The sequence below is a fragment of the Kitasatospora sp. NPDC058965 genome (assembly GCF_042741245.1).
Taxonomy (GTDB): Bacteria; Actinomycetota; Actinomycetes; order Streptomycetales; family Streptomycetaceae; genus Kitasatospora.
In genome coordinates, this window is sequence record NZ_JBHYKG010000166.1 from 1 (window position 1) to 18699 (window position 18699).

Below are 18699 nucleotides of genomic sequence, written 5' to 3' on the forward strand. Positions count from 1 at the left end.
GCCTGCTCGGGCCGGTGGTCACCGTGCTGGCCGACGCCGCCAGCTACCTGCTCTCCGCGCTCGGCATCGCCGCGATCCGCGGCCACCACGAGGAGGCGCCGCGACCGAACGGCGCCGGCCCCCGGCGGGCCGGCGCGGTGCTCGACGGCTGGCGGCACCTCCTGGGCGACCCCGCGCTGCGGGCGCTCTACCTCAACAACCTGCTCGTCGGCGGCCTGATCATGGCCACCGAGCCGGTGCTGGCCGTCCTGCTGCTGCGCCAACTCGGCTTCCCGCCCTGGCAGTACGGACTGGCCTTCGCCGCTCCCTGCCTGGGCGGGCTGATCGGCTCCCGCCTGGCCTCCCGGGTGGTGGCGCGGTACGGCCGGGAGCGGGTCTTCCGGACCGTCGGCACCCTGCGGGCCGTCTGGCTGATCGGCCTCGCCTTCGTCCGTCCCGGCGTCGTCGGCCTGGTCACCGTGATGGCCGTCGAGCTGGCGATCATCGTCCACATGAGTCTGTACACCCCGGTGCTCGCGACCTACCGGCTCGAACGCACGCCCCAGCACCTCGTCGCGCGCACCCTGTCGGCCTGGTCGATCGGCCAGCAGGCGGCCATCGCCCTCTGCACCGCGCTCGGCGGGCTGCTCGCCGACGCCACCGGCCCGCGCACCACGCTCGCCGTCGCGGGACTGCTCATCCTGGGTACCCCGCTGCTGCTGCCCCGCCGCGACCGGACGCCGCCGCGCGAGCCGGAGCTGTCCGGCAGCCGCGCCTGACGCGGGCCGGACAGTGCACCGGCGCCGCCGCGCGAGCGACGGCACCCGACTCCTCCCGCCCTGTCAGAGCAGCAGCCGGCCCAGCCAACTGGACGGCAACCAGCCCTCCAGGGAACGTAGTTCGGCGTCGCTCGCCGGGTGGGTCGCGCGGAGCGCCGCGGGCACCTGCCGACCCCCGTCGAGGGTGCTCAGTTCCGGTGCCACGGCGAGCGTGAGGGTGAGGCCGTCGCGCTGCAGGACGCACCGGTTCGCCGCGTCGCACCACAGACCGCCCGGTTGCGGCACACAGGGGGCGAGCGGCGCGGCCGCGGTGAGGCGCTCGCCGTCCGAGCGCGCGACGGGAGTGGCACACGGGTCGCCGTAGCCCGGCCTGACCGTCTCGACCGCGGCCTTGTCGAAGCCGTCGCTGAGCCCGCCGGTGTCCCGGTCCTGAGGGTCGGTGAACGTGAACACCGCCCGGTGCCCGTCGCTGCCGACCCCGGTGCGCTCGACGTCCGCGGACAGCACCGGCTGCAGCAGCGACCGGGACGGGACGCCGGTGCCGAGCAGCAGGTCCTGGAGTCCCACCTGCTGCTGCAGTCCGCGCAACGGCACCGCGAGGGCGAACAGGGCCAGCACCGTGCCCCCGGCCGCGAGCAGCGCGGTGCGCGAGCGCAGCGCCGCGCCGGCGGCCAGGGCGAACGGCGGCACGGCGAAGACCAACACGCTCAGCAGACCGGGGCGGAACGGCAGCACCAGGGCCAGCCCGTGCGTGGCGGCCAGACCGAGCGCGACCAGCGCGGCCGCTGCGAGGACCGCCGGCCCGCGCCGCTGCATCCCGCCCGCCCGCAGCGCGCGGGCGCCGAGCCAGAGCGCGGGCACGGCGGCCGCGAGGGTCAGCACGAGCTGCAGGACCGCCAACGCCCGCGCACCGTCCGGACGACCGACGAACGGCGCCGCGCTGCCGACGGCCACCGCAACCAGCGACGGCACGGCGCACGCGACGCCGAGCGTGACGACCTGTCGGCGCGGCCGGGTTTGTAGGTGCCGGCCCGGCTCCGGACGGACCGTCAGCGGGTCCTGCAGCGCCGGGACCGCCTGCTGAACATGCGGTTCGACCGCGGCCATCGGTGTCCTCCAGGTGTCCGTCCGTCGCCGATCGATCAGGAGGACGAGCGGGCAAGGATCTTGGTTGCGGGCGCGGGCGTGGCGGGGACCGGAGGTTCTTCGACGCGGTCCGGCGCCGCCATCGGCCCGGGCCCTGGCTTCGTTCCGTCGCGGCCGACGACGGCACCCGCCTGCTGGAGCACGGCTACTACGAAGTCCAGGAGGACGACACACAAGGACCCCGAGTACGGCTGCGCCACCAGCTGGACCTCCTCCGGGCGCGCGAGTGCATCCCGGGTCAGCCGGTAGCGCCGTTCGCCCATGGACGTGGCCGGCGAATCGTGAGCTGTGGGCCCGGTGGCGGTCCACCTGCGCCAGGGGCAGCGGTCGGACGGCCGAGGCATCGTCAGCGGCGTGCGCGGTGCCGCTGCACCACCCGGAGCGTGACGCGCGGAGGGACTGCGGCAGGCCAACGGGCTGTCATCTGCCACGCGACCCTTCGCCAGGGTTCGCCAGGGCTCGCCGACTGGCCTGCTGCGGAGCGCAGCGTGTGTCCTACGAGTGACGCGCTGCGGGGCGTGGTCGGACAGGCCGGCCTCCCGCAGGTGGTTCCCGGGAGGAGGTGGACATGCGGAAGCGGGCGAAGGATCCGGGCCGTGGCCGCAGGCGGCTGGATCCGAACACGCGGGCGCAGGTGGTGATCGCTGTGCTGGGTGCGGTGAGTGCGGTCGCGGGGTGCGTGGCGCAGTTCGTGCGCTGAGCAGACTCAACTGCGCCTGGGCCACAGAACCCACCGGCCCGCCCCCACCCTCGCCCTCGTACCCCGCGCCAGCCCCGCACCCCGCGCCGCATGCTCTGCCGCCTCCGAGGCGGCTGCGAGGTTGGTGCGGCTGTGCACGGTGGTGGGGTGGTCGGGGCCGAGGAGGTGTTCGTAGGACGCGAGGGTCCGGCGGTGGAGCTCGGCGGCCTCCCGGTGGCGGCCGAGGTGGTGCAGGGCGAGGCCGAGGTTGTTGCGGCTGTGCAGGGTGTCGGGGTGGTCGGGGCCGAGGACGCGCTCGTAGGCGGCGAGCACCTCGCCGTGAAGGTCGGCGGCATCCTGGTGGTGGCCCAGGTCGTCGAGGGCGAGGCCGAGGTTGTTGCGGCTGTTCATGGTGTCCGGGTGCTCGGCGCCGAGCACCCGTTCGTAGTCGGTGAGCGCCTGCCGGTGCAGGTCGGCGGCCTCCTGGTGGCGGCCGAGGTAGCCGAGGGCCAGGCCGAGATTGTTGCGGCTGTGCAGGGTGTCGGGGTGGTCCGGGCCGAGGACGCGTTCCCGGACGGCGAGCACCTCCCGGTGCAGGTCGGCCGCCTCCTGGTGGCGCCGCAGGTGGTCGAGGGCGTTGGCGAGGTCGCTGCGGCTGCGCACGGTGTCGCAGTGCTCGGGTCCGAGGGCCCGCTCCCGGACGGTGAGGACGGCCTGGTGGAGGTCGGCGGCCTCCTGGTGGTGCCCGAGGTGGTCGAGGGCGTTGGCCAGGTCGTTGCGGCTGCGCACGGTGGCGGGGTCGTCGGCGCCGAGCACCTGCTCCCGGGCGGCGAGCACCTGCCGGTGCAGGTCGGCCGCCTCGCGGTACCGGCCGAGGCGGTCGAGCACGTCGGCGAGGGTGCTGCGGCCGCGCAGCGTCGCGGGGTGGTGGGGGCCGAGCGCGCGGTCGTTGATCGGGGCGGCCGCCTGACTGAGCTGCAGCGCGCTGCTGTAGTCGCCCGCCTCGTCGAGGAACCGGCTCAGGCGGTCGACGGCGTCGGCCAGCTCCGCGTTGCGCTCGTTGACGGCGAGTTCCGCGGCGCCGAGCAGGTGCGGGGCGAGCAGCCGGGCGCCGTCCCAGCCGGCCGTGCCGGCACCGGTCACCTCCCGGGCCGCGCGGGTCAGCCGGGTGCCGAGGGCCCGGCGGTAGCGGTCGGGGTCGACGGCCTCGACGGTGTGGGCATGGGCGGTGATCTCGCGCACCAGGGGGTGCAGGGTCACCTGGCCGAGGACCCGCTGCCCGTCCTGGCGCGTGGGTGTGTCGACGAGTCCGTAGGTGTGCAGGCCGTTGAGCGCGGCCTCCAGCTCGACCTCGCCGGCCGGTTCCCCGACCGCCTCGGCGACCAGGTCGGGGGTGAGGAGGGAGACGGGGACGGGGGACAGCGCCAGCAGGGAGAGCAGCCGGAGCACCGGCCGGGCCAGCGGGACGCCGTCGGCGGCGAGTTGGTCCAGCGAGAGCTCCCAGGTCCGGCGGACCAGGCTCCGGCCGGCGGCCGCGTCGCCGGACGTGGCCGGGGCAGCGGCGAGCAAGGTGCCCAACTGCGTGTCGAGGGCGTCGGCGTAGGCGGAGAAGGCACGGTGGCGGCTGCCGGGTGCGGCCAGATAGCGGCCGACGGCGTGCAGCGCGAGCGGCAGGCCGCCGAGCCGGTCGGCGAGTGCCCGTGCCTCGTCGGTGGTCCCCGCGTCGGCCGCCAGGTCGCTGAGGACCTGGCCGCCGGCCGCGGCCGCCAACGGCGCGATCCGGCGGACGACGGCCTGCGGTCCCCACACGGCGGGGTCGGTGTTGCGGCTGGTGACCAGCAGCAGCCCCCGCCGGCTCGGTCGGATCCACCCCCGGTAGGACGCCACGTCCTCACCGTCGGGGCCGACCTCCCGCGGAGCGTCGACGTTGTCCAGGACCAGCAGCCAGCGCCCGGACCGTTCCAGCTGCTCCCAGACCACGTCCGGCAGCCCCGCCCGGCCGGCCCGGGCCTCCTCCAGCCGGGCTTCGGGCAGGCCGCAGGCCAGGGCGGTGCGGATCAGCTGCTCGGCCAGCTCCTCGGGAGTGCGCCAGCGGATCCAGAACACCGCGCGGCCCTCGGCGCGGGCGACACCGGCCAGTGCGGCGGCCAGGGTGGTCTTGCCGATGCCGCCCACGCCGCACAGCACCGCGTACCGGCCCTGCGGGCGGGCCAGCAGCCGCCGCAGCGCCTCGAGTTCGCCGTCCCGGCCGCGGACCGGGACTGCGGCGTGCGGTGCCCGGAGCGACGACGACATGCCACCGCCCAGCACCCGCGCCAGCGGGACGAGTCCCACCGGCCCGCCGGTGCCGGTCGGCTCGGCCACATCGAGCCGACGGCCGATCAGTCCCAGCGTCAGCGAGGCCGCCGCGAGCGCACCGAAGACCGACCACACCACCCAGCGGTTCGACGCCCAGCCGGGCACGCCGCTGGCCACGTAGTTGGTCACCACGCCGAGCGCGCACGTCGCCGCCGCCCCCGACCCGCTGACGAGGGAACCCACGCGCGCCCGCCTGCGACTGCCCACACCGACCCCCGTCCCGCGCCGTTGCCGGCCCATGGATGAGTCACGTCACCCCGCACCGTCCCCAGAACCGCCGGCCGCCAATCGCCACGCGCTCCAACGGCGGTACCCGAACCCCGGAAGTCGGCGAAGACGGCAGCGCGGGCAGCTCCGGCCTGACGTCCAGTCAGCGCAGCTGCCACGAGCCCTCGTTGCTGCCGACGCGACTCGGGCGCGGGCACATCCTACGGGGCCCGCCCGGCCCAGTTGCAAAATTCTTCAATTCACAGTTTTTGAGCCGCTGAAGGTTCTAGCGTCTCCGACATGGCTGAGACAGACGTGGCATTGAAGGAAGCGATGACGATCGAGGGCGCCCTGGGAGTGGCGTTGGTCGACTACGGCAGTGGGATGGCGCTGGGGGTGATGGGCGGCGGGCGCGACCTGGACCTCGCGGTCGCCGCGGCGGGGAACACGGACCTGGTGCGGGCGAAGATGCGCACCATGGAGATGCTCGGGCTCGACGAGGGCATCGAGGACGTGCTGGTGACGCTGACCGGGCAGTACCACGTGATCCGCCCGCTGACCTCGCGGACCGGGCAGGGCCTGTTCCTCTACGTGGTGCTGGACCGCTCCCGGGCGAACCTCGCGATGGCTCGCCACCGGCTCAAGCAGATCGAGGCCACGCTGCAGGTCTGACGCGTCGCCTGACGCGTCGCCTGACCCGGCGCCTGAGGCATCGTCGGGCCGGCGCGGGCCGCGGCGGTGGGGACACGCGGGCGGGCGGGCGGCCGCGGTCGCCGGTGTACGGTGCGGGGATGAGTCTCCGGCTGGCGGCGTACGCCGTGTGCATCGAGGGCGACCGGGTGCTGCTCGCCCGCCACGTCTCCGCGGAGGGCGAGAGCACCTGGACCCTGCCGGGCGGGAGGGTCGAGCACGCGGAGGACCCGTTCGACGCGGTGATCCGGGAGTTGGCCGAGGAGACCGGCTGCACCGGGACGGTCGAGCGGCTGCTCGGCGTCGATTCGCGGGTCATCCCGGTCGCCGAGCGCCGCACGCCCGGGGAGGTTCCGCACCAGAACGTCGGTGTGTTCTACCTGGTCCGCATCACCGGCGGCCGGCTGCGGCCCGAACCCGGCGGCGAGACCGCCGAATCCGTGTGGACGGCGATCCCGGACGTCGCCGCCCGGCACCGGTCCTCGCTGGTCGACGTCGGCCTCGCGCTCGCCCGGGACCGCCCGGCGACCGGTCACCTCGCGGCGGTCCCGATCGGGGGCCCGGTCCGGCACTGAGGCGCGGTGCTCGCCGCCGCCCGCGCCCGACGACCCGACCGGCTGGGGTCCCGACCGGCCGAGGCCCCGTCAGGGCGAACCGCGACGCGGCGTCACTCGCGGACCGGCACGTTCGCCGCGGACCGCGCGTCGCCGTCCGCCGTCCGCCGTGCCCGTGCCCGTGCCCGTGCCCGGGTCCGCCGCGCCCGGGCCCGCCGCACCCCCGTCCGCCGCGCCCAGGCCCGCGAGCAGGCGCAGCCCGTCCTCGGCGGGGCTGCCGGGGGTCGCGGAGAGCACCAGGAGCTCCATGCCCGACTCGTCCGGCAGTGCGAAGTTCTCGTGGTGCAGCTCCAGCAGACCGATCAGCGGGTGCCGGTACACCTTGCGGCCGTGGGTGCGGGCGCGCACGTCCGCCCGGGCCCAGAGGCGGCGGAACCGCTCGCTGCCCATGGCCAACTCACCGATCAGCGAGGCCAGGCGGGGGTCGTCGGGGTACTTGCCGGCAGCCAGCCGCAGGTGGCCGACCACATCGAGGGTGCAGTGCTCCCAGTCCGCGTAGAGGCCGCGCTCGGCCTCGTCGAGGAAGATGTGCCGGGCCGTGTTCAGCCCAGGCATCGGCCGGCCGTAGAGGAGCCCGGCGAGGCGGTTGCCGGCCAGCACGTCCATCCGGTGGTCCATGATCAGCGCGGGGGCCCCGGTGACCAGGCCGAGGACGCGCAGCAGTTCGGGCCGGACCCGCCCGCCGGGTGCCTTGGCGCGCTGCCGGGGTTGCCGGGCCAGCCGGTGGAGGTGGCCGCGTTCGGTCTCGTCGAGGCCGAGCACCCGGGCCAGCGCGTCGAGGACCTGCTCGGAGGGCTGGGTCGCGCGGCCCTGCTCCAGGCGCACGTAGTAGTCGACGCTGACGCCCGACAGGTGCGCGACCTCCTCCCGGCGCAGCCCCGCGACCCGGCGGCGACTGTCGGTCGGGATGCCTGCGGCGGTCGGGTCGACCCGCGACCGCCTGGTCCGGAGGAAGCCCGCAAGATCGTCCATGCCCCAAGTATGGGCGCGGCGGGGCCCGGTGAGGGTGGCCCTGCGAGTACCAGGAAGTGCTGTCCTACGGAAGCGCAGCCCCTGAACACCGGGCGCCCCGGCTCGCAGAATCGGAGCTGTCCGAGACCGCATCCGATCCTGATCCCGAGGAGTTCCCGTGAAGACCCTGATCGTCTACGCCCACCCCGAGCCGAAGTCGCTCAACGGGTCGCTGAAGGACCTCGCGGTGTCCACCCTGGAGGGCGCCGGCCACGAGGTGCGGGTGAGCGACCTGTACGCGATGAACTGGAAGGCGGTGGTGGACGCCGCGGACTACGGCCCCGACGCCTCGACCCCGCTGCAGGTGGCCCTGGACTCCGGGCGGGCCTTCGACGCCGGGACGCTCACCCCGGACGTGCGCGCCGAGCAGGAGAAGCTGCTCTGGGCCGACACGATCGTCTTCCAGTTCCCGCTGTGGTGGTACACGATGCCGGCGATCCTCAAGGGCTGGGTGGACCGGGTGTTCACCTACCACTTCGCCTACGGCGTCGGCGAGCACAGCGCCACCAAGTACGGCGAGCGGTTCGGGGAGGGCACCCTGGCGGGCCGTCGGGCCCTGCTGTCGGTGACCGCCGGCGGACCGGAGCCGCACTACGCCGCCCGCGGGATCAACGGCCCGATCGACGACCTGCTCTTCCCGATCCAGCACGGCATCCTCTACTACCCGGGGATCGAGGTGCTGCCGCCGTTCGTGCTGTACGGCGCCGACCGGATGACCGACGCCGACTTCCCGGAGATCGCCAAGGCGTGGGAGCAGCGGCTGCTCACCCTGGAGTCGACCGAACCGATCCCGTTCCGGCGGCAGAACTTCGGCGACTACGAGATCCCCTCGCTGCACCTGCGGGAGGGACTCGAGCCCGCCGGACGGCGGGGCTTCGGGCTGCACGTGCGCGGGTGACCGCCCGCAGCACGGTGCGGGCGCGCGTGCGCCGGGGCGCCGGAGCGCCCCGGCGCGGGTGCGGCTACTCGTGCAGGAACGTGTCGGTGAAGCTGGTGCCGCTGGAGCCCAGCCCGCTGGTCCGGGCCTCGTAGGTGCCGCCCGAGCTGGGGTCGAGCGCGGTCGGGGCGAACGACCCGAGCGACTTGCCGTTCACGGTGGCCGAGGAGAAGCTCAGCGTGCCGAAGTTGGGGTACGCCCCGGTCGGCGACTCGATGATGACCTCGGCGCTGGTCCGCTTCGCGGTGAGGGACTTGCTGGTGGTGTAGGTCCAGCCCCGGGTGGAGTCGGTCAGCTTCAAGGTGTACTTGTTGCTCCCGGCGTAGGTCACCGAGGCGGAGATGACGTCGCCGGCCGACACCGGGTACGAGCTGAGGCTCAGGTAGACCGGGTTCGCCGGGTACATCTCGTACCAGGCCTGGTCGACCGGGCTGCCGCTGGAGCAGTCGGTCGCGACGCCGGTCTGCTCGACGGTGGAGGAGCCGTACCCGTCGATGCCGACCCAGGGGGCGTACAGGTCGTTGGTCGAGTTGCAGGTCGCCCGCGGCTCGGTCCAGGTCGCCGAGACAGAGGTGAACCCGCTGCCCGTGGCGGCGTAGCCACCCCAGTTGTAGCCGTTGGTGTTGTACTGCAGGGGACGGAACGACAGTTCCTGCGCGGCCGCCGCAGTGGTCGGTACGGCCGGCACCGCGAGCGTGGTGGCCGCGGCCGCGAGAGTGGCGACGCGTATCAGGAAACGGCGCATGCTGGCTCCTTCGTGGGGGGTGAGCACGTCTTCGCACGCCTGCCCGAGCCGATGGGGCGGCCGGGGGCTGTGGCAGTACAGGATGACCGACTGTCATGACCGTGGCAAGGGCCTCAACGGCATTGGCCGCGGGGGGAAGTGTCCTGGCTGGTGGCGGGCTTGACGGGGGCTCGGGGTGCCGGGACGGCGGTGGCGGTGGCCGGTTCGGCAGGCGTCAGCCCGCAGGCCAGTGCGGGTTGCGGGTGCCCTCGTTGGTCATGTGAGCCCGCCGCCAGATCCCGGGCCACGCCTTCGGGTAGTCGTGGAGGGTGTGCACCTGACCGCACGGACACGGTGCCAGCACCCAGGCGCACCGACCGCACAGGTCGACCCAGCCGTGGCCGGTCGCGTGCGACACCGGTGGCCCCTCGTCACCGCAGGCCGGGCAGCCCGGCAGCACGGCGCCGTCGAGGAGCGCGTTCCGGCGTCGGACGTACGCGGGCAGGGGCAGCGACGGGTGGCGGAACGGGTCGTAGTACCAGGCGCGGTCCGAGCCGTCCCACCACCTGCACAGCCACCACGGCCGAGGCACCGGCACCGCCCGCCGCCCGGCCCGCTTCTCCGCCCGCCGCTGCGCCGCGTACTCCCGCTCCCGCGCGAGCCAGAGCACCCGCGCCTCGTGCAACTCCTCCACCGCCCGCACCAGCGCGTCCGGGTCCGCCTCCAGCCGCCGGGGGATCCGGGCGCTCAGCGTGAGGTGGTGGTACGTCGCGCGCAGGCCGTAGGGCGCGAACTCGGTGAGGCAGGTGCGCAGCGCGCTGTGCCGCCGGTGCACCGGGAGCCCGGCGTCGTGCACGCGCGCCCGGTGGGTCAGGAAACTGGTCACCCGGCACGCCCCACGCCCACGCCGGCCTGCGGCAGCCCAGCCGGCAACGCCGTGCCGACCCCGTCCCACGTCAACTCCCCGTTCAGCACGAGGAATCGGCACGCCTCGCCGCCGCCGTTCGGGCGGCGGGCGAGGTCGTCGGAGGCGAACGTCTTGCGGGCGGACGGCATCAGCAGCACACGGTGATCATGCCGGACCCCCTGCCGCGCCGCCACGGACTTTGGCTGCGGGACCCCCGGGGTGCGCTCGTGCGGGGCGTTCGGCCGGGGGGGGGCCCCGGCCGAACGTGGAGGCGGGCCGGGGGTGGTTCAGGGGGTGGGGTGGAGCCGGGTCACTGGGTGGTGGTGGGGACGGTTTCCGAGCGGCACTCCACCGTGACGGTCGCCTCGTAGCCGCCGGAGTACGGCAGGACCGCGGGGCGGCCGGAGGTGACGCAGGTGTTCGGCATGTACCCGAGGTCGGCCGCGTCCTTGATCGCCGCGGTGCGGGCCGCCCGGATGGCTGCGTCGGGGGTGGCGCCGTCGCCGGTGTCAGAGATCAGGCCGTACTGCAGGTTGGCCGAGGCGGGGATGGCGACGGCCAGGACCAGGGCGCCGGCGGCCGCTGCGGTGCCGGCGAGGCGGGCGAGCATGCTCATGGGGTGAACTCCCTTCGTCGGGCTGGGTGGACGGCACCATTCAGGCATCTCCGCGACGGCTTGACATAGGCTCAGATGAATGAGGATCGTAATTTGACGTGATTTCAGCTCGTGGCGGCCGGATCGGGGCGGCCGGATCCGCGCACGGGCAGACCGCGGTCCGTCAGTGGGGGGCCCTACGGTGATCGTGGGTGGGGTCGGTGGCGGAGCATCCAACACCGCAAACCGAACGGTTACCCTCCCGGTCTGCGCGGGGGAGGTCACGGCCCAACCGGCGCCGGGGATCAAGGGCCTGCAGCGAGGCTCGCCAGCACCGGCCCCACCCGAGCCGGCGCGCCTGCGGAACGGTCGCGGTCGTGGGCCCGGTCGGGGCGGTCACGGCAGCAGCAGCGTGGCCAACTCGTCCAGGAGCTCGGTGGCCCGGCGGGCGCGGTCCGGATCGGGGAGGGCCCTGGCGATCACCGGATCGGCGGGGCGGCTCACCCAGGCGCGGATGGCGCGGCGGGCCCGCGCGGAGACGGTGAGCAGGGTGCGTCGGCCGTCCGCCGGGTCGGGGGCCGCGTCCAGCAGGCCGCGCTCCCGCAGTCGGGCGACCGAGGTGGAGACGTGGCTCTGGGCGAAGCCGGTGCGGACGCGGATCTCCTGCACCGAGGTGTGGGGGTGCTGGTGGACGTCGGCGACCACCGCGATCTCGCCGGGGGTCAGGGTGCCGGCGGCGGGATCGACGGCCATCTCGCGGCCGAGCTCGGCCAGCCGCTTGCCGAGTCTGAGGAGTTGCACGCCGTCCACGCCCGCAGAATACATCGGCGCCGATGCACTCTCGGTAGCCTGGTGCGCATGGCAGGCACCGAGTTCCGCACAGGGCTGGAAGCGCCCGGCACCGTCTCGATCTGGGCGGGCCGCGTCCGCGACGAGGACGAGCTGCTCGACCACGTCAGCATGGGCTACGGCGACGAGGGCGGGTCGGCCAGCCGCTTCCAACTCGACACCGGGATCGGCTGGTACGACGAGGACTTCGCCGAGGGCAGTGTCTCCGACGACCCCGTCCGCACCCTCGCCGAGCACAGCTACGGTCCCACCTTCGCCGGGCGGGCGGGGCTCGACCTCGCCGACCGGCCCGGGGTGAACGCCCTCTACCTGGTCTACGGATGCGACGCCGCCCCGCTGCGCGACCGGCCCGGGCTGCTGACGCTGCTCGGCACCTATCCGTACGACCCCGCCCCGGGCGCGGGCGGCGAGTGAGGCGCGCCCGGGGCAGGGCCCGCCGGCCTACGGCGGCGCGCAGGCGGGACACTTGACGGCGCAGCGGGCCGGCACCGGTACAGCCGGCCCGGTGTGCACGAGCTCCTCGCTCTCCGCGTCGACCACCTCCCAGCCGAGCCGGTCGGCGATCCCCACCGCCAGCGCCACCGCGGTCCGGTAGGCGCTGCCGGGTGCGGCCGACGAGCAGACGAGCTCGACCGCGTTGAGCCGCTGCGGCACCCGGTCCGGGTGGGCGGCGTAGCTCCCGGAGCCGTCGCACGCGGCCAGGATCAAGTGGATCCGGTCCGGGCCGCCCTCGGTCCGGTAGGACGAGCCATCGGTCCGCAGCAGGCCGGGCACCGCATCCAGGTGGGACACCAGCACGCAGGTCGGCACGCTCCCGCCGTAGTGGTCGTCGGGGCGGACCGTCAGGTACCAGGTCATGCCCGCATCGTCGCACCCACCGGGGCGTGGGCTCAGGTCCATCTTCACAGATGCATCGGCACCGATGTAGATTCCGACCATGGCGAACCCCACCGCCGAGCCGTTGAGCCCGGTCTCCCGCACCGCCCTGTCCGTGGCCATGGTGCGCGCTTTCGAGAGCTCCCGGCCCGCGCCGCTGTTCAACGATCCGTACGCCGCGGTGTTCGTCGCCGCCGCGGGCCTGTCGATGCCGGCCGGCGGGCCGCCGACGGGCGGGTTCGCCCAACGGCTGGTCGCGCACGGGATCCTGCGCACCCGGTTCTACGACGATCGGCTGCTGGCCGCCGGGGTGTCGCAGGTGGTGCTGCTCGCCGCGGGGCTGGACGCCCGCGCGTACCGGTTGCCGTGGCCGCCCGGGACCCGGCTGTTCGAGGTCGACCTGGCGCCGGTGCTGGACTTCAAGCAGGGGGTGCTGGACGGGCTGTCGGCGGTGCCCGCCTGCGACCGCACCGCGCTGCGGGCCGACCTGGTGGACCCGGACTGGCCCGACCGGCTGGTCGCGGCGGGCTTCGACCCGGCGCAGCCGACCGCGTGGCTGGCCGAGGGGCTGCTGGTCTACCTGGAGCCCGCCGAGGCGGCCGGTCTGCTCGACGCCGTGGGCGCACTGTCGGCGCCGGGCAGTCGGCTGCTGCTGGAACAGGGCCGGGACGTGAGCACCACGCCGCGCGAGCCGGGGCTGACCGAGATGACCGACCTGTGGCGGGGCGGACTCGGCCCGGGAACGGCGGACTGGCTGGACGCACACGGCTGGACCACCGAGTTCACCGCGCTGGAGGAGTTGGCCGCCGCCTGCGGGCGCCCGCTTCCGCACGACCCGACCGGGAAGCCGGCGGGTTTCCTCGAAGCCCGACGCACCGAAGGACCCACCCCGTGACCGATCCCCACCCCGTGACCGATCCCCACCCCGTGACCGATCCCCACTCACCGTCCGATCCCCACTCACCGTCCGACCCGCGCGGCGTGGTCGACCGGCAGCTCGCCGCCTACAACGGCCACGATCTCGACGCCTTCGTCGCCACCTACGCCGAGGACGTCGTCGTGCACCGGCGCGGCGGCGACCAGTGGCGCGGTCGGCAGGCCCTGCGGGACGCGTACGCCGGCCAGTTCGCCCGGGGCCGCTGCCGGGCGGAGATCCTCGGGCGGCTCACCGAGGGGGACTGGGTGGTCGACCACGAAGTCGCCCACGGCGTGGCCGCGGAGCCCGTCCGGGTGCTGGTGGCCTACCGGGTGCGGGACGGGCTGATCGACCGCGTCGACTTCCTCGGCTGATCCGGCTGATCCGGCGCAGCGGGGACCCTGGCCGGTGCCGTGGTCGGAACGGCTCCCGCCGGCTGGCATGATCGACCCATGGTCGAACGAGTCATCGCAGCGTGTGACGGAGCAGCCAAGGGCAACCCGGGGCCGGCGGGGTGGGCGTACGTGGTCGCCGACAGCGCCGCCGTACCGGTGCGCTGGGAGTCCGGGGCGCTCGGGCACAGCACCAACAACGTCGGCGAACTGACCGCGCTGCAGCAGCTGCTGGCGTCGACCGACCCGGCGGTGCCGCTGGAGGTGCGGCTGGACAGCACCTACACCCGCGACGCCGTCACCAAGTGGCTGGCGGGGTGGAAGCGCAACGGGTGGAAGACGGCCGCGGGCAAGCCGGTCGCCAACCAGGAGCTGATCCAGCGCATCGACGTGCTGCTGACCGGGCGGGACGTGACCTTCGTCTACGTCCCCGCCCACCAGGTGGGCGGGGACCCGCTGAACGCCGTCGCGGACAAGGCCGCCAGCGACGCCGCCCGCACCCAGCAGGGCGCGGCGGGCACCGCGGCCGACCTGCCCGAGCCCGACCCGCAGAGCGCCACCGCCGCGGCCGCGCGAAAGCCCGCCCGTGCGGGGGCCGCCTCGGGCGCCACCCGGAGCAGTGCCAACGGCACGGCCAAGAGCTCCGGCAAGTCCACCGGCCGCACCCTGGCCGCCCGGTTTCCGGGCACCTGCCCGTGCGGCCGGGCCTACCCCAAGGGCGCCACCATCACCAAGGTCGGCGCCGGGTGGGGCCACCCGGAGTGCGCCGCCGCCCACTGATCCCGGCCCGGCGGCGGTCGCCGCCCCCGTTGCTCCCCGTCACCCCGAGTCCGCGTCGAACCGGAGCTTGGAGGTGATCCGGTAGCGGTCGCCGCGGTAGACGGACTGGGCGTGCTCGACGGTGCTGCCGGTGGTGTCTCGGGTGACGCGCTCGATCTGGAGCAGCGGCGCGTAGACGGAGCAGTCGAGCAGGTCGGCCTGTTCGGGGTTGGCGACGGTGGGCTCGACGGTCTGGACCGCGTCCATCACGGTGACGCCGAAGCGGTCGCGGAGCAGGTGGTAGAAGTTGCCGCTCTCCATGTCGCCGGCCGTCAGGCCCTCGACCCGCTCGGCGGGCAGCTCCAGGCGCTCGATCGACATCGGCTCGCCGTCCACGTACCGGACCCGGACCACCCGCAGCACCGGGTCCTGCGGGTCGAGGCCGAGGCGGGCGGCCCGGGACGGACCGGCCGGTGCGGTGGCGAAGACCACGACCCGGCTGGTCCAGTCGCCCTCGGCGGGCGGCACGGCCAGTGCGTTGGTGGTGGTGCCGGTCATCTCCTGGGTGACCTTGTGCGGCGCGGTGAAGGTGCCGCGCCCGTGCTGACGGACCAGCAGCCCGCTGCGGATCAGGTCCTCGATGGCCGCGCGCAGGGTGGGGCGGGAGACGCCGAGCTCGGCGGCCAGGTCGCGCTCGGCGGTCAGGCTCGTGCCCGGCCCGGACCTCTCGATGATGTCGACGAGGTGGGCACGTACCTGGTCGCGCTTGGCGGCCGCTCGTGGCACGGACTTGGAGTTGCTGGTCATGGGGGCCATCGTCTCTCAGCGGGAAAGGGTCGGGCTACCGACGGGGACCGCGGTGGCCACGCCGAGCGCGGCCAGCCGTTCGCGGTGCGGGCGCAGCCGGGCCAGGAAATCGGCGAACGGGATCCGGCCGGCCGCCCAGGCGGTCTCGGCGAACGCGCACAGCCGCGGGTAGGTGAGGTAGTCGGCGTGCGCGGTGGTGGGGACGTACTCGGTCCACAGCGCCGCCTGCGCACCCAGCACGCCCGCGCCGTCGTCACCGGGGTCGACGGCGCGCAGCCCGCCGGCGAGCGGGTCGAAGGCGTGCACCTGCTCCAGCGTCACCGTCCCGCCGGGCTGGCCGGCGGGCTCGTCCGGGCTGTCGCGCTGCGGGTAGTCGAAGTAGGTGGCGGTGTGCGGGGCCATCACCACCTGGTGGCCGCGGGCGACGGCCGCCGCGCCGTGGGCGGCCTCGCGCCAGGCGGTCAGGGCGATCCCGGGGGGCAGCCGGCCGGGGCTGTGGCCGGTCTCGTCCCAGCTCATCGTGCGGCGGCCGCGGGCGCTCAGGTGCTCGTGCATCCGGGCCAGGAACCAGCCGTGCAGACCGGCCACGCCGGGCAGGCCGAGCTCGGCGCTGCGCCGCCGGGCGGCGGGGCTGGTCTCCCAGGCGGTGGTGGGGCACTCGTCGCCGCCGAGGTGCACGTGGCGGGCGGGGAAGACCTCCAGGGTGGCGTCCAGCACCTGGCGGCAGAAGTCCAGGGTCCGGTCGTCGACCGCGAAGATGTCGGCGCTGACACCCCAGCGGTTCCACACGTCGAGGCGCTGCTCGGGCCGGTTGCCGAGCTGCGGGTAGGCGGCCAGGGCGGCGCGGGCGTGGCCGGGCATCTCGATCTCGGGGACGACGGTGATCCCGCGCGCGGCCGCGTGGTCGACCAGCCCGCGCAGCTCGCGGGCGGTGTAGTAGCCGCCGTGCACGGGGTCGCTGCGCCAGGCGCCCACCTCGGTCAGCCGCGGCCAGCCGTCGATCTCGATCCGCCAGCCCTGGTCGTCGGTCAGGTGCAGGTGCAGCACGTTGAGCCGGTGCAGGGCCATCCGGTCGACGGTGCGGTACAGGTAGTCCAGCGGCACGAAGTGGCGGGCGACGTCGAGCAGGAAGCCGCGCCAGCGCAGTCGGGGCCGGTCGCGGATGCTGACGCAGGGCCACCACCAGGCGTCGGCCGGTGCGGTGGCCGGGACGAGCGCGGCCGGGGGCAGCAGCTGGCGCAGCGTCTGGACGGCGTTGAGCAGCCCGTGCGGCGCGGCGGCGGTCAGCACCACCCGCTGCGGGCGGACCTCCAGGCGGTAGCCCTCGGGGCCGAGCGCGAGCTGCTGGGCGGGGTCGAGCTCCAGCCGGATCGGCGGGCCGGTCTCGGTGCGCGGCCGGCCGGGGCCGAGGTAGTCGGCGAGCAGTGCGGCGGCCGGCTCGGCGCCGGGCCCGGTCTCCAGCCGCAGGGCGGGCGGGATGACGAAGCGTCCGGGCAGCGCGGTCAGGTCGTTCGGCCGGGGGACGAGGTGCGGGACGGGGCGGGGCGTGGTCACGTCGGCCCTTCCAGTGGGTCGCGGGGGTCGGTCCCCGACCGGATCGCCGGTCGGGGTGACGGGGTCGGTCCCCGACCGCGCCGGCGGTCGGGGCGGCGGGCTCAGTCCTTGACCGCGCCGGCGGTCATGCCGGCGACCAGCCGGCGCTGGATGACGGTGAAGAAGACGACCACCGGCAGCGCGGAGAGCGTGGAGGCGGCGATCAGGCCGCCGTAGTCGGTGCCGGTGGCGGTGGAGAAGGAGACCAGCCAGACCGGCAGGGTCTGGTGGCCCTGGTCCTTGAGCAGTACGTCGGCGAAGAGGTAGTCGTTCCAGGCGGTGATGAAGGCGAACACGCTGGTGGCGATGGTGCCGGGGGCCATCAGCGGCAGCAGGATCCGGCGGACCACGGTGAGCCGCCCGGCCCCGTCGACCATCGCGGCCTCCTCCAGCTCGACCGGGATCCCGTGCAGGAAGCCGCGCAGGGTCCACAGGGTGAAGGGGAGCACGACCGCCACGTAGGTCAGGCCCAGGCCGAGCAGGCTGTTGAGCAGGTGGGCGCTCTTCAGGCTGAGGAAGACCGGGATGACCAGCGCGGGCAGCGGCACCATCTGCAGCACCAGGACGCCGATCAGGTAGCCGCGCCGACCGGCGAAGCGGAACCGGGCCAGCGCGACCGCCGCGAAGAAGGCGACGACGACCGCCACCAGCACCACGGCGCCGGTCACCAGCAGGCTGTTCCCCAGGTCGGTCAGGAAGCCGGGCTTGCGGACGGCGTCGCCGAAGTTCGCCAGGCTGAACGGGACCGGCAGGAAGCGCGGCGTGCTGCGCAGGATGTCGCCGTAGGGCTTGAAGGCGGTGTTGACCATCCAGTACACTGGGAAGATCCACACCAGGCAGAAGAGGACGGCGGCGGTGTTCAGCGCCAGCCGCAGCGGACGGGCGGGGGTCACAGCTCTTCTCCCGATCGGACCAGGCGGCGCACGTGGTAGAGGGTCAGGACGAGCAGCAGCGCCACCGAGACCACCGCGATCGCGGCACCCTGGCCGAAGGCGTTGCCGCTGAACGCCTTGGTGAACGACCAGATCCCCAGCGTGGTGGTGCCCTGGTTGGGGCCGCCCTGGGTGAGGATCCAGATCTGGGTGAAGACGTTGAAGTCCCAGATCACCGAGAGGATCGTGACCAGCGCGAGGACCGGCCGCAGGAACGGCAGGGTGATCACCCGGAAGGTGGTCCAGGCGCCGGCGCCGTCGAGGGCGGCCGCCTCGTAGTAGCTGCGCGGGATCTGCGAGAGGCCGGCGTACAGGGTCAGCGCGACGAACGGCACCGACTGCCACACCACCAGCAGCCAGACCAGCGTGAAGGCCGAGAGCGGGGTGGTGGTCCAGTCGTGCTGGGTCAGGTCGCCGAACAGGCCGGTCCGGGTGAGCCCCCAGTTGACCACGCCGTAGACGGGCTCGAACAGCCACTGCCAGACCAGCGTGCCGGCCACCGGCGGCATCGCCCAGGAGGCGATCAGGCAGAAGGTGACGGCGCGGCGCAGCAGCGGCCCGAGCCGGAGCAGGAGTTGGGCGACGCCGAGCCCGACGGCCAGGGTGCCGGCGACCAGGGCGGCGCAGAACCCGGCCGTGCGCAGCAGCACCGGGAGCAGCTGCGGGTCGTCCCAGACCGCCCGGTAGTTGTCCGCGCCCGCCCAGCCGACCTGGCCGGTGAAGAGCGTGCGCAGTCCGTAGTCCTGCAGCGAGATGACGCCGAGTCGGGCCAGGGGGTAGCCGAGCACCAGGGCCAGCACGGCGGTGGCCGGGAGCAGCAGCAGGTAGGGGAGGGAGCGGGGCTCGCGCCGCGCTCGCGGTCGCCGCCGCGGACCGGGCCGGCGGGCCGGCGCCCGGACGGCGGCGGCGGGCGGGGAGTCGGAGGTGGTGGCCATGGTCACGGGTGGGC

21 protein-coding genes are annotated in these 18699 nt (G+C 74.6%); 8 read left to right on the forward strand and 13 right to left on the reverse strand.

Going from position 1 to position 18699, the window contains the following annotated elements; genetic code table 11:
* Positions 1 to 758: MFS transporter (locus ACFW1A_RS24875; protein ID WP_380411863.1), on the forward strand; the 758-nt coding region annotated here is incomplete at its 5' end.
* Between the two features lie 63 nt (positions 759 to 821).
* On the opposite strand, the gene ACFW1A_RS24880 is transcribed toward ACFW1A_RS24875, so the two are convergent.
* Both ACFW1A_RS24880 and fxsT read right to left on the reverse strand, forming a co-directional pair.
* Positions 822 to 1865, reverse strand: a complete 1044-nt coding sequence (locus tag ACFW1A_RS24880) for a hypothetical protein (RefSeq protein WP_380411866.1) — start codon at positions 1863 to 1865, stop codon at positions 822 to 824.
* A gap of 745 nt (positions 1866 to 2610) precedes the next feature.
* The gene (gene fxsT / locus ACFW1A_RS24885; protein ID WP_380411869.1) at positions 2611 to 5124 is read right to left on the reverse strand and encodes an FxSxx-COOH system tetratricopeptide repeat protein; all 2514 of its coding nucleotides are present in this window, start codon (positions 5122 to 5124) and stop codon (positions 2611 to 2613) included.
* A gap of 324 nt (positions 5125 to 5448) precedes the next feature.
* Between fxsT and ACFW1A_RS24890 the strand changes: the two genes are divergently transcribed.
* Both ACFW1A_RS24890 and ACFW1A_RS24895 read left to right on the forward strand, forming a co-directional pair.
* The gene (locus ACFW1A_RS24890; protein WP_380411871.1) at positions 5449 to 5820 is read left to right on the forward strand and encodes a hypothetical protein; all 372 of its coding nucleotides are present in this window, start codon (positions 5449 to 5451) and stop codon (positions 5818 to 5820) included.
* Between the two features lie 119 nt (positions 5821 to 5939).
* Positions 5940 to 6413: an NUDIX hydrolase gene (locus ACFW1A_RS24895; RefSeq protein ID WP_380411873.1), complete on the forward strand. Its 474-nt coding sequence runs from the start codon at positions 5940 to 5942 to the stop codon at positions 6411 to 6413.
* Between the two features lie 69 nt (positions 6414 to 6482).
* Here the strand turns inward: ACFW1A_RS24895 and ACFW1A_RS24900 are convergent, their stop codons facing one another.
* Positions 6483 to 7424 (reverse strand): helix-turn-helix transcriptional regulator, encoded by a 942-nt coding sequence (locus ACFW1A_RS24900; RefSeq protein ID WP_380411877.1) that lies wholly within the window; start codon positions 7422 to 7424, stop codon positions 6483 to 6485.
* A 157-nt stretch (positions 7425 to 7581) separates the two neighbouring features.
* Between ACFW1A_RS24900 and ACFW1A_RS24905 the strand changes: the two genes are divergently transcribed.
* Positions 7582 to 8361, forward strand: coding sequence for an NAD(P)H-dependent oxidoreductase (locus ACFW1A_RS24905; protein WP_380411880.1), 780 nt, complete (start codon positions 7582 to 7584; stop codon positions 8359 to 8361).
* Positions 8362 to 8425: 64 nt separating this feature from the next.
* Here the strand turns inward: ACFW1A_RS24905 and ACFW1A_RS24910 are convergent, their stop codons facing one another.
* From ACFW1A_RS24910 to ACFW1A_RS24930, 5 genes are all read right to left on the reverse strand, one after another.
* The gene (locus tag ACFW1A_RS24910; protein WP_380411883.1) at positions 8426 to 9145 is read right to left on the reverse strand and encodes a G1 family glutamic endopeptidase; all 720 of its coding nucleotides are present in this window, start codon (positions 9143 to 9145) and stop codon (positions 8426 to 8428) included.
* A 214-nt stretch (positions 9146 to 9359) separates the two neighbouring features.
* Positions 9360 to 10010, reverse strand: coding sequence for a hypothetical protein (locus tag ACFW1A_RS24915; RefSeq protein WP_380411885.1), 651 nt, complete (start codon positions 10008 to 10010; stop codon positions 9360 to 9362).
* Positions 10007 to 10189 carry a hypothetical protein gene (locus ACFW1A_RS24920; protein WP_380411888.1) on the reverse strand — a complete coding sequence of 61 codons (183 nt, stop codon included), beginning with the start codon at positions 10187 to 10189 and terminating at the stop codon, positions 10007 to 10009. Before ACFW1A_RS24920 ends, ACFW1A_RS24915 begins: the two co-directional genes overlap by 4 nt.
* 152 nt (positions 10190 to 10341) lie before the next feature.
* Complete coding sequence (locus ACFW1A_RS24925; protein ID WP_380411891.1) at positions 10342 to 10647, reverse strand: hypothetical protein; 306 nt, start codon at positions 10645 to 10647, stop codon at positions 10342 to 10344.
* 375 nt (positions 10648 to 11022) lie between these two features.
* The gene (locus ACFW1A_RS24930) at positions 11023 to 11436 is read right to left on the reverse strand and encodes a MarR family transcriptional regulator (RefSeq protein ID WP_380411894.1); all 414 of its coding nucleotides are present in this window, start codon (positions 11434 to 11436) and stop codon (positions 11023 to 11025) included.
* 48 nt (positions 11437 to 11484) lie between these two features.
* Between ACFW1A_RS24930 and ACFW1A_RS24935 the strand changes: the two genes are divergently transcribed.
* The gene (locus ACFW1A_RS24935) at positions 11485 to 11889 is read left to right on the forward strand and encodes an immunity 22 family protein (RefSeq protein WP_380411896.1); all 405 of its coding nucleotides are present in this window, start codon (positions 11485 to 11487) and stop codon (positions 11887 to 11889) included.
* A gap of 27 nt (positions 11890 to 11916) precedes the next feature.
* Here ACFW1A_RS24935 and ACFW1A_RS24940 read toward each other — a convergent pair whose 3' ends face one another.
* The gene (locus ACFW1A_RS24940) at positions 11917 to 12333 is read right to left on the reverse strand and encodes a hypothetical protein (protein ID WP_380411898.1); all 417 of its coding nucleotides are present in this window, start codon (positions 12331 to 12333) and stop codon (positions 11917 to 11919) included.
* A gap of 79 nt (positions 12334 to 12412) precedes the next feature.
* Here ACFW1A_RS24940 and ACFW1A_RS24945 point away from each other — a divergent pair, with 79 nt between their 5' ends.
* From ACFW1A_RS24945 to ACFW1A_RS24955, 3 genes are all read left to right on the forward strand, one after another.
* On the forward strand, positions 12413 to 13246 hold the full coding sequence (locus tag ACFW1A_RS24945; protein ID WP_380411899.1) for an SAM-dependent methyltransferase: 834 nt from the start codon (positions 12413 to 12415) through the stop codon (positions 13244 to 13246).
* Positions 13247 to 13278: 32 nt separating this feature from the next.
* Positions 13279 to 13641, forward strand: a complete 363-nt coding sequence (locus ACFW1A_RS24950) for a nuclear transport factor 2 family protein (protein WP_380411902.1) — start codon at positions 13279 to 13281, stop codon at positions 13639 to 13641.
* A 78-nt stretch (positions 13642 to 13719) separates the two neighbouring features.
* A complete protein-coding gene (locus tag ACFW1A_RS24955; protein ID WP_380411905.1) occupies positions 13720 to 14439 on the forward strand; it encodes a ribonuclease H in 720 nt (239 codons plus the stop codon).
* A gap of 39 nt (positions 14440 to 14478) precedes the next feature.
* Here ACFW1A_RS24955 and ACFW1A_RS24960 read toward each other — a convergent pair whose 3' ends face one another.
* From ACFW1A_RS24960 to ACFW1A_RS24975, 4 genes are all read right to left on the reverse strand, one after another.
* Positions 14479 to 15225 (reverse strand): GntR family transcriptional regulator, encoded by a 747-nt coding sequence (locus ACFW1A_RS24960; protein ID WP_380411907.1) that lies wholly within the window; start codon positions 15223 to 15225, stop codon positions 14479 to 14481.
* Between the two features lie 15 nt (positions 15226 to 15240).
* Positions 15241 to 16779, reverse strand: coding sequence for a beta-N-acetylhexosaminidase (locus tag ACFW1A_RS24965; RefSeq protein WP_380411912.1), 1539 nt, complete (start codon positions 16777 to 16779; stop codon positions 15241 to 15243).
* 101 nt (positions 16780 to 16880) lie between these two features.
* On the reverse strand, positions 16881 to 17711 hold the full coding sequence (locus ACFW1A_RS24970; RefSeq protein ID WP_380411916.1) for a carbohydrate ABC transporter permease: 831 nt from the start codon (positions 17709 to 17711) through the stop codon (positions 16881 to 16883).
* Positions 17708 to 18699, reverse strand: a 992-nt coding sequence (locus tag ACFW1A_RS24975; protein ID WP_380411919.1) for a carbohydrate ABC transporter permease, incomplete at its 5' end; no start/stop codon positions are given. The genes ACFW1A_RS24970 and ACFW1A_RS24975, both read right to left, overlap by 4 nt.